The sequence below is a fragment of the Klebsiella sp. C283 genome (assembly GCF_048822555.1).
Taxonomy (GTDB): Bacteria; Pseudomonadota; Gammaproteobacteria; order Enterobacterales; family Enterobacteriaceae; genus Klebsiella; species Klebsiella quasipneumoniae.
The window spans coordinates 34,800-48,848 of the sequence record NZ_JBMEZS010000003.1; the positions used below are offsets into that span (position 1 = coordinate 34,800).

General features: G+C 57.4%; 14 protein-coding genes. 4 read left to right on the forward strand and 10 right to left on the reverse strand.

From position 1 onward, the window contains the following. Positions 1-88: 88 nt before the first annotated feature. From mdoG to ACOI7Z_RS05855, 3 genes are all read left to right on the forward strand, one after another. Positions 89-1,642 (forward strand): glucans biosynthesis protein MdoG, encoded by a 1,554-nt coding sequence (gene mdoG, locus ACOI7Z_RS05845; RefSeq protein WP_004140751.1) that lies wholly within the window; start codon positions 89-91, stop codon positions 1,640-1,642. After that, positions 1,635-4,163 (forward strand): glucans biosynthesis glucosyltransferase MdoH, encoded by a 2,529-nt coding sequence (mdoH, locus tag ACOI7Z_RS05850; protein ID WP_064158267.1) that lies wholly within the window; start codon positions 1,635-1,637, stop codon positions 4,161-4,163. The genes mdoG and mdoH overlap by 8 nt, the downstream gene beginning before the upstream one ends. A gap of 66 nt (positions 4,164-4,229) precedes the next feature. Continuing rightward, positions 4,230-4,457 (forward strand): YceK/YidQ family lipoprotein, encoded by a 228-nt coding sequence (locus tag ACOI7Z_RS05855; protein WP_004204534.1) that lies wholly within the window; start codon positions 4,230-4,232, stop codon positions 4,455-4,457. On the opposite strand, the gene ACOI7Z_RS05860 is transcribed toward ACOI7Z_RS05855, so the two are convergent. From ACOI7Z_RS05860 to ACOI7Z_RS05870, 3 genes are all read right to left on the reverse strand, one after another. After that, on the reverse strand, positions 4,458-4,844 hold the full coding sequence (locus tag ACOI7Z_RS05860) for a MysB family protein (RefSeq protein ID WP_002898981.1): 387 nt from the start codon (positions 4,842-4,844) through the stop codon (positions 4,458-4,460). 91 nt (positions 4,845-4,935) lie between these two features. Further along, positions 4,936-6,174, reverse strand: coding sequence for a multidrug efflux MFS transporter MdtG (gene mdtG / locus ACOI7Z_RS05865; protein WP_420702065.1), 1,239 nt, complete (start codon positions 6,172-6,174; stop codon positions 4,936-4,938). Positions 6,175-6,345: 171 nt separating this feature from the next. Continuing rightward, the gene (locus ACOI7Z_RS05870; protein ID WP_044522065.1) at positions 6,346-7,266 is read right to left on the reverse strand and encodes a Kdo(2)-lipid IV(A) acyltransferase; all 921 of its coding nucleotides are present in this window, start codon (positions 7,264-7,266) and stop codon (positions 6,346-6,348) included. A gap of 204 nt (positions 7,267-7,470) precedes the next feature. Between ACOI7Z_RS05870 and ACOI7Z_RS05875 the strand changes: the two genes are divergently transcribed. Beyond that, positions 7,471-8,535, forward strand: a complete 1,065-nt coding sequence (locus tag ACOI7Z_RS05875; protein ID WP_023289122.1) for a rhodanese-related sulfurtransferase — start codon at positions 7,471-7,473, stop codon at positions 8,533-8,535. Here ACOI7Z_RS05875 and ACOI7Z_RS05880 read toward each other — a convergent pair. From ACOI7Z_RS05880 to mdtH, 7 genes are all read right to left on the reverse strand, one after another. Next, the gene (locus tag ACOI7Z_RS05880) at positions 8,521-8,634 is read right to left on the reverse strand and encodes a DUF2770 family protein (RefSeq protein WP_004204539.1); all 114 of its coding nucleotides are present in this window, start codon (positions 8,632-8,634) and stop codon (positions 8,521-8,523) included. The two genes, ACOI7Z_RS05875 and ACOI7Z_RS05880, sit on opposite strands and share 15 nt — an antisense overlap. 72 nt (positions 8,635-8,706) lie before the next feature. Beyond that, a complete protein-coding gene (solA, locus tag ACOI7Z_RS05885; RefSeq protein WP_065881755.1) occupies positions 8,707-9,825 on the reverse strand; it encodes an N-methyl-L-tryptophan oxidase in 1,119 nt (372 codons plus the stop codon). 126 nt (positions 9,826-9,951) lie between these two features. Next, on the reverse strand, positions 9,952-10,206 hold the full coding sequence (gene bssS / locus ACOI7Z_RS05890; protein ID WP_023289124.1) for a biofilm formation regulator BssS: 255 nt from the start codon (positions 10,204-10,206) through the stop codon (positions 9,952-9,954). 303 nt (positions 10,207-10,509) lie between these two features. Then, positions 10,510-10,761, reverse strand: coding sequence for a DNA damage-inducible protein I (gene dinI, locus ACOI7Z_RS05895; RefSeq protein WP_087776210.1), 252 nt, complete (start codon positions 10,759-10,761; stop codon positions 10,510-10,512). A gap of 73 nt (positions 10,762-10,834) precedes the next feature. Beyond that, positions 10,835-11,881 (reverse strand): dihydroorotase, encoded by a 1,047-nt coding sequence (gene pyrC, locus ACOI7Z_RS05900; RefSeq protein ID WP_023289126.1) that lies wholly within the window; start codon positions 11,879-11,881, stop codon positions 10,835-10,837. 125 nt (positions 11,882-12,006) lie between these two features. Then, positions 12,007-12,567, reverse strand: a complete 561-nt coding sequence (locus ACOI7Z_RS05905; RefSeq protein ID WP_004204546.1) for a lipoprotein — start codon at positions 12,565-12,567, stop codon at positions 12,007-12,009. Positions 12,568-12,680: 113 nt separating this feature from the next. Continuing rightward, on the reverse strand, positions 12,681-13,889 hold the full coding sequence (gene mdtH, locus ACOI7Z_RS05910) for a multidrug efflux MFS transporter MdtH (protein WP_065881751.1): 1,209 nt from the start codon (positions 13,887-13,889) through the stop codon (positions 12,681-12,683). Between the last annotated feature and the right edge of the window lie 160 nt (positions 13,890-14,049).

Below are 14,049 nucleotides of genomic sequence, written 5' to 3' on the forward strand. Positions count from 1 at the left end.
AGCAGGGATTATGTTGTCGGATTGCCTGAGTTTCCATTAAAATAGATCGGATCGATTTAAGCACACAAAGGGGGAAGTGCTTACTTATATGAAACATAAACCACAGATGATGAAAATGCGTTGGTTAAGCGCAGCCGTAATGTTGTCCCTGTGTACTTCATCTGCATGGGCATTTAGCATTGATGACGTTGCAAAAGAGGCCAAAACGTTAGCCGGGAAAGGCTATGAAGCGCCAAAGAGTAACCTGCCCTCCGCTTTCCGCGACATGAAATACGCGGACTACCAGCAAATTCAGTTTAATCACGATAAAGCTTACTGGAATAACCAGAAAACCCCATTCAAGCTTGAATTTTACCATCAGGGTATGTACTTCGACACGCCGGTCACCATCAATGAAGTGACGGCCACCAGCGTGCGCAAAATTAAATATAGCCCGGACTATTTTAACTTTGGTAACGTTCAGCACGATAAAGACACGGTGAAAGACCTTGGTTTCGCCGGCTTCAAAGTACTGTATCCGATCAACAGCAAAGATAAGAACGATGAAATCGTCAGCATGCTCGGTGCCAGCTACTTCCGCGTGCTGGGTCAGGGTCAGGTATACGGTCTGTCCGCGCGCGGTCTGGCTATCGATACCGCGCTGCCTTCCGGCGAAGAGTTCCCGCGTTTTCGTGAGTTCTGGATTGAGCGTCCAAAAGCTACCGATAAGCGTCTGACTATCTATGCGCTGCTGGATTCGCCGCGGGCAACCGGCGCTTATCGCTTTGTGATCATGCCGGGACGCGATACCGTGGTGGATGTCCAGTCCAAAGTTTACCTGCGTGACAAAGTGGGCAAACTGGGCGTGGCGCCGCTTACCAGTATGTTCCTGTTTGGTTCCAACCAGCCTTCTCCGGCGCTGAACTATCGTCCGGCGCTGCACGACTCCAATGGTCTGTCGATCCTGGCGGGCAACGGCGAGTGGATCTGGCGTCCGCTGAACAACCCGAAACACCTGGCCGTTAGCAGCTATGCGATGGAAAACCCGCAAGGGTTCGGCCTGCTGCAGCGCGGCCGTCAGTTCTCGCGCTTCGAGGACCTTGACGATCGTTATGACCTGCGCCCGAGCGCCTGGATCACCCCGAAAGGGGAGTGGGGCAAAGGGAAAATCGAACTGGTCGAAATCCCGACCAACGATGAAACCAACGATAACATCGTGACTTACTGGACGCCGGATCAGCTGCCGGAGCCGGGCAAGGAGATGAACTTCAAGTACACCATCACCTTCAGCCGCGATGAAGACAAGCTGCATGCGCCGGATAACGCGTACGTTATGCAGACCCGCCGCTCTACCGGCGATGTGAAGCAGTCGAACCTGATCCGCCAGCCGGACGGCACCATTGCTTTCATTGTCGACTTCACCGGCGCCGATATGAAAAAACTGCCGGCGGATACCCCGGTCGCCGCCCAGGCGAGCACCGGCGATAACGCTGAAATCGTTGAAAATACCGTGCGTTACAACCCGGTGACCAAAGGCTGGCGAATGATCCTGCGTTTGAAGGTGAAAGATCCGAAGAAAACGACGGAAATGCGCGCCGCACTGGTTAACGGCGATGACACGTTGAGCGAAACCTGGAGCTATCAGCTGCCTGCCAATGAATAAGATAACGAAGTACATTGACGCATTGCCGCTGTCGGACGCCGAGAAATCGGCGCTGCCGGACACCAGCCTGCAGGCCGTTCATCAGGCCCTGGATGACGAACATCAGACCTTCGCCCGTGAAGACGACTCCCCGCTGGGGTCGGTCAAGGCGCGGCTGGCGCACAGCTGGCCGGATTCGCTGTCTGGCGATCAGCTGGTGAAGGATGATGAAGGCCGCACCCAGCTGCATGCGATGCCGAAAGCCAAGCGCTCCTCGATGATCCCGGACCCGTGGCGTACCAACCCGGTTGGCCGCTTCTGGGACCGTCTGCGCGGACGCGATGTCACGCCGCGCTATCTCTCCCGCCTGACGCAAGAAGAACGCGAGAGCGAGCAAAAATGGCGTACCGTCGGCACCATTCGTCGCTACATCCTGTTGCTGCTGACGCTGTCGCAGACCGTGGTGGCGACCTGGTACATGAAAACCATTCTGCCTTATCAGGGCTGGGCGCTGATCAACCCGGCCGATATGGTGGGGCAGAACCTGTGGGTCTCGTTCATGCAGCTGCTGCCGTACGTGTTGCAGAGCGGCATTCTGATCCTCTTCGCGGTGCTGTTCTGCTGGGTTTCCGCCGGCTTCTGGACCGCGTTAATGGGCTTCCTGCAGCTGTTGATCGGTCGCGATAAGTACAGTATTTCCGCCTCGACGGTCGGTGACGAACCGTTGAACCCGGCGCACCGTACGGCGCTTATTATGCCGATCTGTAACGAAGACGTTGACCGCGTGTTCGCCGGGCTGCGGGCGACCTGGGAGTCGGTGAAAGCCACCGGCAACGCCGCCCATTTCGACGTCTATATCCTCAGCGACAGCTATAACCCCGATATCTGTGTCGCTGAGCAAAAGGCGTGGATGGAGCTGATTGCCGAAGTACAGGGCGAAGGGCAGATCTTCTACCGTCGTCGTCGTCGTCGCGTGAAGCGTAAGAGCGGCAACATCGATGATTTCTGCCGCCGCTGGGGCAGCCAGTATAGCTACATGGTGGTGCTGGATGCTGACTCGGTGATGACCGGAGAGTGTCTGAGCAGCCTGGTGCGCCTGATGGAAGCGAACCCGAACGCCGGGATCATCCAGTCATCCCCGCGCGCCTCGGGCATGGACACGCTGTATGCGCGTTGCCAGCAGTTTGCCACCCGGGTGTATGGTCCGTTGTTTACGGCGGGTCTGCACTTCTGGCAGCTGGGGGAGTCCCACTACTGGGGACACAACGCCATCATCCGCGTGAAGCCGTTCATTGAGCACTGCGCGCTGGCGCCGCTGCCGGGCGAGGGCAACTTTGCCGGGTCGATTCTGTCGCACGACTTCGTTGAAGCCGCGCTGATGCGCCGCGCCGGCTGGGGCGTGTGGATTGCCTACGATCTGCCGGGCTCCTATGAAGAGCTGCCGCCGAACCTGCTGGACGAGCTGAAACGCGACCGCCGCTGGTGCCAGGGCAACCTGATGAACTTCCGCCTGTTCCTCGTGAGAGGGATGCACCCGGTTCACCGGGCGGTGTTCCTTACCGGCGTGATGTCCTACCTGTCGGCGCCGCTGTGGTTTATGTTCCTTGCCCTGTCGACAGCGCTGCAGGTGGTGCATGCCCTGACCGAGCCGCAGTACTTCCTGCAGCCGCGTCAGCTGTTCCCGGTATGGCCGCAGTGGCGTCCGGAGCTGGCTATTGCGCTGTTCGCCTCGACCATGGTGCTGCTGTTCCTGCCGAAGCTGCTGAGTATCATCCTGGTGTGGTGTAAGGGGCCGAAAGAGTACGGTGGATTTATCCGCGTGACGCTTTCCCTGCTGCTGGAGGTCCTGTTCTCGGTCCTGCTGGCGCCGGTGCGCATGCTGTTCCACACCGTCTTCGTGGTCAGCGCTTTCCTCGGCTGGGAAGTGGTGTGGAATTCGCCGCAGCGTGATGATGACTCCACGCCGTGGGGAGAAGCCTTTATGCGTCACGGCTCGCAGCTGCTGCTGGGGCTGGTATGGGCGGTCGGCATGGCATGGCTGGATCTGCGCTTCCTGTTCTGGCTGGCGCCGATTGTCGTATCGCTGATCCTGTCGCCGTTCGTGTCGGCGATCTCCAGCCGGGCGACCGTGGGCCTGCGTACCAAGCGCTGGAAGCTGTTCCTGATCCCGGAAGAGTATTCGCCGCCGCAGGTGCTCAAGGATACCGATGCGTACCTGACGCAGAACCGTCAGCGTTCGCTGGACGATGGCTTTATGCACGCGGTGTTTAACCCGTCGTTTAATGCCCTCGCGACCGCGATGGCCACCGCGCGCCACCGTCAGGGTCATATCCTGGAGATCGCCCGCGAGCGCCATGTCGAGCAGGCGCTGAATGAAACGCCGGATAAGCTGAACCGCGATCGTCGACTGGTGCTGTTGAGCGACCCGGTAACCATGTCGCGTCTGCACTATCGCGTATGGGCCGCGCCGGAGAAATACTCCTCGTGGGTGAACGCCTATCAGCAGCTGGCGCTTAACCCGCTGGCGCTGAAAACGAAATAAGCCGTACGTTAAGGAAAATACCGGCAGCGATGCCGGTATTTTTTTATCTGAAACACGAGGTTGTGGATGCGAATACTACCGATCATTGCCATGGCGCTGCTGCTTAGCGGCTGCGGCAGCATTATTAGCCGGACGGTGCCCGGGCAGGGGCATGGCAATCAATATTACCCGGGCGTGCAGTGGGACGTTCGCGATTCAGGATGGCGCTATCTCACCATTCTGGACCTGCCGTTCTCGCTGGTCTTCGATACGCTGCTGCTGCCGCTGGACGCCAGCCACGGGCCCTATAACTGATTAACGCTCGTCCCACTCGTCGGCCGCCGTCTGTCCCTCTTCGGTGTCCAGCGAGGGCTCGAGCTGGAATTCACCTTCATCCCACTCATGAAGCGTATTTTCCTCCAGCCACTCCTGACGCAGCTCTATCTCATCATAATCCCCATCGAAGACGCTCTGCGCGGCTTCGCCGCTGAGCATCGGTAAGCATTCGCCTTGTTCCTCTTCGTCAGCAAAAAATTCGGCCTGCCAGGCGATATCGCCATCCTGCAGCACATACTTTTGAATATTGAGCTGCTCAACGTTAGCGCTCTCTTCATCGCTGTCAGGGTTGTTGGCGAGAAATTCTTCACGTGCTGCATCAATAGCTTCTTCGAGCGTAGCATAGAACATCGAATCCTTTGGCATAGCGAATCTCCTGAGAAGAATATGAATTGAACACGATTCAATCTATAGAAGGCGCCAGGCAAGGCGTCAAGGGGCTGAGCCCCTCTGGACGTTAATTTAGTGAATGGCGGTCGGGCTGCGAGGCGTCCGCGGCTGGCCGGCGCAGGCTGAGGGTCGAATAGATCGCGTTAAACAACACCACTCCTGCGGTGACAAGGAAGACGGCGCGAAAGCCGTAGTTGGCGGAAACCGAGGCGCCGATCAGGGGGCCGGTGACATTGCCAATATCACGAAATGACTGGTTATAGCTGAAGATCCGCCCGGAGATCTGGCTGGTGGAGTTATACACCAGCAGGGTTTGCACCGCCGGCAGCAGCGCGCCGTCCGCGGCGCCGAGCAGGAATCGCAGGATACCTAACTGCAGCGGGGTCTGGACGAACGACATCGGGATCAGCAACAGCACCGAGATAATCAGCGCCACGATGAGGATTTTTTCCGGTCCGATACGATCCCCCAGTTTGCCCAGACGAGGGGCGCTCATCAGGGCGGCAATGCCCGGCACCGAGGCGATCATCCTGCTGATAAAGGCGATATTGCTGACGTTACCCGCCAGATCGCGCACGTAAAGCGTCAGGATCGGCGCAATGGAGCCGGTAGCGACCTGGATTATCAGCGAGGTGACAAACAGGCTGAGCACCAGTTTCGGATTCTGCAGCGAGGAGAGCACCGCCTTCGCGCTGAGCATCTCTTTTTTGGCGATCGGGACAAAATTTTCACGGATTAAAAACAGGGTAAACAGGAAGCAGATAAACAGCACCGCCGCGGTCATAAAGAAGACAGTACGCAGGCCCCAGTGGTCGGCCAGGAAGCCTCCCGCCAGCGGGCCGAGCAGGGCGCCGCTTACCGCGCCGGTTGACAGCGTGCCCAGCGCCCAGCCGCTTTTATGGCGCGGGATCTGGGTGGCAATCAGGGCGTTGGCATTGGGAATAAAGCCGCCCAGCAGGCCGAGCAGCGCGCGCAGTAGCAGAAACTGCCAGATATTCTGCGCCATCCCCATCAACATCATGACAATGGCCATCCCGAGGGCTGAACGCAGCAGCATGATTTTACGTCCCTTGCGGTCAGCAAGTCCGCCCCAGAACGGCGAGGCGATGGCGGAGAAGAGAAAAGTGATGCTAAAGACCAGCCCGGACCACATGTTGAGGGCGCTATGCCCGGTGACGCCGAGTTGTTCGACGTAGAGCGGCAGAAAGGGCATGACCAGGCTGAAGGCGGCGCCGGTTAAAAAGCAGCCAAGCCAGGTGACGGTCAGGTTTCGTTTCCAGTTAATGGGGGTATCAGCAGACGACATAGGGTTCCACTGGCCTGCGCGGCAGGTCAAATTAAGAGAAAATATGAGCCTGCTAATTATGCGCCTGGGAAATAAATGCCGCAATGGAGGAGAGCTTTTAAAGCTAAAGCAGAGCGTAAAGCCTGAGCGCTGGGGATTCCCGGCCGGGAGGCGCGCGGCCGGGAAAGAGGGTCAGTAGCGGGAGGGCATCCCCTCGGGGCGGGTTTTAAAGCGGCGATGGAGCCACATATATTGTTCCGGGGCCATCATAATGCACTGCTCTACGATCTTATTCATCCACGCAGCGGTGGTTTCCGCGTCGTCCAGCGGCGGGGAGCACTCTGGCGGCAGGATAATCAGTTCATAACCTTTGCCGTCCGGTTTACGGCGTGGAACAAAGGGCACGATGCAGGCTTTGGACATTTTCGCCAGCATCCAGGTGCCGGAGGTGGTCGCCGCCTGGTCAACGGCAAACAGTGGGGCGAAGACGCTGGCGGTCGGGCCGTAATCATGATCTGGCGCGTACCACACCACGTCGCCTTTTTTCAGCGCGCGGATCATGCCTTTCAGATCCTTGCGGTCGATCATGTCCTTGTTGGAGCGCAGTCGGCCCCAGGTCTGCAGCCAGTCGATGACCGGGTTATCGTTGGGACGATAGACGCCAATCCCCGGCTCGTTCATACCGAACATCCGCGCGCCCATTTCCAGTGTCAGGAAATGAATGCCGATCAGCAGAATGCCGCGCTGCTGCGCCTGCACATCGCGAATATGCTCAAAGCCGATGGTGTCGGTCCAGCGGGCGATACGGCGAACCGGCCAGAACCAGGCCATACCGGTCTCCATCAGCCCCATACCCACCGATTCAAAGTTCATCACCACCATCCGGTGACGTTCCTGCTCGCTTTTCTCGGGGAAGCAGAGCTCAAGGTTGCGATAGGCGATCTTCGCCCGGCGCTTCATAAATCGCATGGCCAGCCGGCCGATGGCGTTCCCGAGGCGGTAGATCAGCGGGTAGGGCAGTTGGACAACCAGCCACAGCAGGCCGATACCCAGCCACAGCAGCCAATAGCGCGGATGCAGCAGCGCCGGAGAAAATTTAGGCAAATGAGTCATTTCATACCCGTATCAGTGAGCAACATCTTATATTATCGCATTTTTTTACCGGCCAGCCAAAGGCGGCGACAGCCACATCGTTTTGTTAAGTGGGGGGCGACCGGTGAGAAAAATGTAGCGTAAAATGTAGGGATGTAAATTAATAAGCTTTGCTATATCATGCCCGCCGTTTATTTCCTCATTTCTATGTCGAGCAGGTACACCATGCCAGTGTTACACAACCGCATTTCAAATGAGACGTTAAAGGCGCAAATGCTGGCTGAAACCGAGCCGCGCACGACGATCTCGTTCTATAAATATTTCACCATTGTCGATCCGCAAGCGACCCGCGATGCGCTGTGGGTTGCCTTAACCCAGTTGAAAGTCTTTGGCCGCATCTATCTGGCCCGGGAAGGGATCAACGCGCAAATCAGCGTGCCGGAAAGCAACGTTGAAGCCCTGCGTGAGTTTCTCAATGGCTTCGATCCGGCGCTGGCGGGGCTGCGTTTCAATATCGCTCTCGAGGACGACGGTAAATCGTTCTGGGTGCTACGTCTGAAAGTGCGCGACCGCATCGTTGCCGACGGCATCGACGATCCCTCTTTCGACGCCTCCAACGTCGGAGACTATCTCAAGGCGGCGGAGGTCAACGCGATGCTTGACGATCCGGATGCCGTGTTTATCGATATGCGCAACCACTATGAATATGAGGTGGGCCATTTCGAAAACGCGCTGGAGATCCCGGCGGATACCTTCCGCGACCAGTTGCCGAAAGCCGTTGAAATGATGCAGGACCATAAAGACAAGAAAATTGTCATGTATTGCACCGGTGGTATTCGCTGTGAAAAAGCCAGCGCCTGGATGAAGCATAACGGCTTCAATAAGGTCTGGCACATCGAGGGTGGCATCATCGAGTACGCCCGCCGCGCCCGTGAGCAGGGGCTGCCGGTGCGTTTCATTGGCAAAAACTTTGTCTTTGATGAACGGATGGGCGAGCGGATCTCCAATGACGTTATCGCGCACTGTCATCAGTGCGGCGCGCCGTGCGACACCCATACCAACTGCCTGAATGATGGCTGCCATCTGTTGTTTATCCAGTGCCCGAGCTGTGCCGAGAAATTTGCCGGCTGCTGTAGCGAAGCCTGCATGGAAGAGCATAAGCTGCCGGAAGAGGAGCAGCGTCAGCTGCGCGCCGGGCGTGAAAACGGCAATAAAATCTTTAACAAATCCCGTGGCCGGCTGAACACCAAACTCGGGATCCTCGATCCTGAGCCGTCAGAAAAACCATAACCAGACAAGATCGATGATCGCCAGCAGCAGCCAGAGCGCCAGGTAGATCATAAAGTGCTCGCGGACGTTATTGACCAGCAAATTAAACAGGCGACGCATAACCGCTCTCAATCACTAACGGCCTCGACAGAGGCCGTTTTTTTTGCCCGACGGCAAAAGTGCCGCATTCCATTACGCGTTAAAGCGCGCCAGCGAGAAGGGCGCCAGGTTGAAGCTCGAAGCTTCGCCCTGAGCAAACTGACTGGCAATTTCCCCCAGCACCGGGGCAAACTTAAAGCCGTGCCCGCTCAGACCGGTGATGAGCAGCGTGTCTGGTCTGCCGGGTAACGTATCGATAATAAAGTCTTCATCAACGGTATTATCGTAGGTACAGGAGGCGCCGTGCAGGCAGCCGCCGATCCCGGGCAGGACGTTACGCAAAAACGGAAACGATTCGGAGCCATCGCTGGCGACAGCGCCAAACGCCACTCGCTGCTGCGGCATGGAGATCGGCTGACCGCCGTTATGCTTGCCAATCTTCAGCTCGTTATCTTCCGCCGGGAAACCGTAGTATTGATCGCCGTTGGGCAACTCGCCGGTGAAGGCCGGGAAGTGATTCTTGCTGCTGTAACGGCCATCGGCCTGGTACCAGGCGAACACCTTGCGTACCGGCTGGATGGGGAGGTCCGGAAGCAGGCGGGTGACCCAGGTCCCGGCGCTGACCAGCAGCTTTTTACCATGATATTCACCGTCGAGGGTATCGATGGTGACCCCATCTGCATGGTGATGAATAGCCGAGACCGGGCAGTTGAATAGCTGCGCGCAGCCCGCTTCCCGCGCCAGACGGATCCAGGTTTCCACGGCCAGTTCGCTGCGCAGTACGCCGGAAGCGGGTTCAAAAATCGCCCGATAGTCATCGGGGAGGCGTATCTCCGGCCAGCGCTGCATCACGGCCTGGGCATCCAGCTCTTCCACCTCAAGCTGGAACGCACGGGCGCTGGCGGCAACGTTGGCGAGGAAAGGGGAGCTGGCGGGGCCGAGGTTTATGACGCCGGTGCGTTCAAACACGGCTTCGCCACTGATCTCGGCCAGTTCATCCCACAGCTGCTGGGCGCGCAGCACCAGCGGAACATATTTTTCACCTTCACCATAGGCGTGACGGATAAGACGGCTGCTGCCGTGATGGCTGCCTTCCTGGTGAGGAGGCTGATGGGCATCGGTCATCAGAACATTGAGTCCGGCACGACGCGCATAATAGCCAGCGGCGGCGCCGACGGAGCCGCTGCCGATAATGATAAGATCGTATTGCATGGTGAGTTCCGGGTAATTGCCTTGTTAGCAGGGTAATTAACTCCCTGTGCTTATACAAGCCCGAAAATAATTCAGGCACCCGCAGGTGCCTGTTAAGCTTATTGTTAAGTCATTCCGAGGGCCGCGTTAATGTCTGCGGTACTCGTTTTCCTGGTATTCGCCAGATTCAATTTTCGCAATGCCTGCTTCCAGGATTGAAATAAACTGACGTGCGACGTCCGTCGTTAGCCATAGCGTCTGGCCTATCTCAGCATCATGACTGTTTTCTTGAGCGGGGTTCTGGTAGTGCAGGCGCAACATCAGCGCATCGTAGCTATCAACGGTGCTGATGTCCCATCCAACGAGGGGATGGGTCTGAATGACTTCATTATTTTTTTCCATCATAACCCCTTATTCATATGTTAAAAGACAACAATTCTCGAGGTTTAATGCATGTTTTTTGAAGCAAGTTAATTATATCAGGGATCAAGAATAAACTCGAGAAATTAAATGAAAGGCAGCATGATTTTCTTGTTTTGCCGCTTTTTTACTCAAGATAAGCGTGCAAAACGGCCATTTTAGTCGATATTAAGCAGAATAATCAGGAATATTCTGAACATGAGAAGAGGATAAAAAAGCCGGGGCGACCCGGCAAAGAAAAGCACAATGAGGGAGCAAACCAGAGTAACTGGATCCCGCCATGCTTCAGGAGAGGTCGTGGACAAACCAGTCGTCCGCGCTTTCCCAGGTTTCTTGCAGGATTTCGCTTATCCGGTCTTTGTCTTCTTTCAGGCCGCCGAACACCGAGAGCTGATTGCCCGTGGCGTAGCGGACGCTCACCTGGCTGTCGATGGCCGGGAACTTTTCGGCGATACGGCGAGAGAGTTCGTTATTCAGCGCTTCCAGCGCGCCGTTGGGTAAGGCGGTCGTTTTGGCGATAGAGACTTCAATGCGCATAATTGCCCCCTGTGTTTGATACTGGTTATTTATACAGTATCTGGTGAGCATTGACAACAGGGGGCCGCGTTTTTTATCGCTTCATGGTCCAGCGGACGGTTTCACCTGCCAGGAACGGCACCAGGGTGTCATTGGGCAACGCAATACTGTCGACGACGGTCGTCTCTTCACGCACCAGTTCAACATAGCTTTCATTGACCGGCAGACCGTAAAAGCGCGGGCCGTTCAGCGAGCAGAAGGCCTCAAAGTGCTGCAGAGCGTTCATTTCTTCAAATACGGTGGCGTAGCTGCCGAGGGCGGTCGGGGCGTTGAAGCAGCCGGCGCAGCCGCAGCTGGCTTCCTTACGATGGCGGGCATGCGGCGCGGAATCGGTGCCAAGGAAGACGCGGCTAAAGCCGCTGGCGACCAGTTCGCGCAGTGCCTGCTGATGAATATTGCGTTTGAGTACCGGCAGGCAGTACAAGTGAGGACGAATACCGCCGACCAGCATATGGTTACGGTTGAACATCAGATGCTGCGGGGTGATAGTGGCCGCCAGCAGTTCATTACCGTCACGCACATACTCGGCGGCATCTTTGGTGGTGATATGCTCAAAGACCACCTTCAGGCCGGGCAGGCGCTGGCGCAGCGGCTCCATCACGGTTTCAATAAAGCGCGCTTCGCGGTCGAAAATATCAATCTCGGCATGGGTGACTTCGCCATGTACCAGCAGCGGCATCCCCAGTTTTTCCATCCGCTCCAGCACCGGCATAATAGCGTCGGTGCTGGTGACGCCGTGGCTGGAGTTGGTGGTGGCATTGGCCGGGTAAAGCTTGGCGGCGGTGAACACGCCTTCGTTAAAGCCGCGCTCCAGCTCAGCCGGGTCGAGGGAGTCTGTCAGATAGCAGGTCATCAGCGGGGTAAAATCGTGCCCGGCCGGGACGGCGTCCATAATGCGCTGGCGATAGGCGATAGCCGCCGCGACGGTGGTGACAGGCGGCACCAGATTCGGCATCACGATCGCCCGGCCATAAAACTCACTGGTATAAGGCACGACGGTTTTCAGCATATCGTCATCACGCAGATGGATATGCCAGTCGTCTGGGCGGCGGATTTTCAATACCTGGGATTGTGCTGTCATGGAAGGCTCCGGCTAATAGGTTCAGTCATCAGGGCTGTTTTTTGCCGGGCACTAAGGATAAGCGTAAACGTTTTCCTTTGCACTCATTTCCGTAAAAAATTGAGGGCGCCGCGGCGCCCTGGAGATTAATTGGTAAAGGGGATGACAATCTCGCCCGGCTTCACCTCTATGCCTTTGGCGTATTTCTTCGCCAGCGCTTCACCGGTGCTGGCGTCCTCACGCAGGACATAGGCAGGCTGCTGGCTGAAGTAACTGCGCAGCGACTGATTCAGATAGGGGAGCAGGGCCTGAATGACCGACTGCAGCTTCTCGGGCGCCACTTTGGCATCCACCACCTCCATTTCCTGCAGGAAGATGGCGCCTTTCTCTCTGTCAAAGGTTGGCAGCGCTTTGAGCTTCAGATCGATCGTCGCTTTCTGCGTACCGAACAGGGAGTTCAGGTCGACGTTAGCGATCCCGGTCAGCGTGACTTTGCCCGGCTCCTCGCGCCCGATGGCGCTGGTGAGGTTCTGCAGTTCGATATGGGCGTCGGCAACGCCTTTCAGACCAATATCTTTGGCAAAATGGTTTCGCTTCTGCAGGGCCTGGTTAATCTCCTGCTCGCTTACCGTGTATTGGGTCAGCTGATTACAGCCGCTCAGCAGGCCGCTGACAATCAGCGCGGCGGCGATCAAAATCTTTTTCATGGGGGTCCTCTGGCTCATATCTTCATTCATCCTGACACAAAGCATCATGACCTGTCAGCACCCTCGATACCAGCAGAATAGGCTGAAAGCGGGAGAAACCGCCGCCGCGCGCATCAGGTCCGCGGCTCCAGCATGCCGGAGGTAGAGCGTTTCGGACTAAACTGCCACCACAGCGCCAGGAAGGTGATAACCCCGATGGCCCCGAGCATCAGCCACGGCAGCTCGGGCTGACCCGCGGCCTTACCGGCATCAAACAGCCAGCCGCCGCCCGCATATCCCAGCGCGCCGCCAAAGGCGAGCCCCAGGCGGCTGAAGCCCATATAGCTGCCGCGCGCCCGGGCGTCCGCCAGCGAGGCGCCCAGCGTCTCCCGGGCGGGTTCGGCAATGATGGATCCGATGTAAAACAGGCAGATCAGGGTAAACAGCTGTTGCAAACTGCTGGTCATGCCGATGGGGAGCATGGCCAGAGTCATCACCAGCAGACCGGCCATCAGCCGGTGCTCAAGGCGAAAACGTTTTTCGCTCCAGCGGGCAATGGGATAGAGCAGGGTCAGCGAAATGGTGGCTTCGATGGCGTACATCCACTTCACGGCGGCCGGCGAGCCGGCGATGTCATTCACCATGATCGGCAGCATCAGCATCACCTGCACCGCCAGCATGTAATAGCCCGTCAGCGTCAGGACATAGGTGACGAAGCGCTTGTCCCGCAGCACCCGGCCCAGCCCCTCGCGGATCGGCGTTTTCACCGTCGAGAGCTTCCATGCCGGCAGATACCAGGCGTTAAATGCCGCGCAGGCGATAAACAGCGCGGCGCCGGCGCTGCACACCAGGCGGAAATCATACTGCAGCAGCCAGCTGCCCAGCAGCGCGCCAATCACCGCGCCGGCGCTATCCTGCATCATCAGGATGGAGAAAAAGCGGCCACGCTGATGCGGGCGCACCAGCTTAACCACCAGCGCCGCCCGCGGCGGATCGAACAGCGTGCCGCCGAGCCCGGAAAGTATGCACGAGAACCACAGCACCCACGGCTCATGGGCGACGGCCATCGCCGCGAAGCCGCCGGCGCGCATCAGCATACCGGTGACGATCATCGGTTTGGCGCCGAAGCGGTCGGCGATAGCGCCGCCAAAGATACCTAATCCCTGCTGCACCAACTGGCGCAGGCCGAGTGCGATGCCGACCATCAGCGCCGCCCAACCCATCTGATCGACAAAGCGGATGGAAATCAGCGGGAAGACGACAAAAAAGCCCAACACGACCAGCATGTTATCGACTAACAGGAAATATTTACCCAGGCTCCTTGCCTGCGAGACGCGGGACATTTCCCCTCCAGGGAAAAATAGAGATAAGCGTGGATATTCTGCGGGCAATCTGCTGCTTTTCCCAGCGCCCTTGCGACAATATTTTTTTATCAAAATGCAAGTTCGATTGAGGCTATTCATCGAAAAGAGGAGATGGCGCAGAAAATGGTATGTTGCTGTT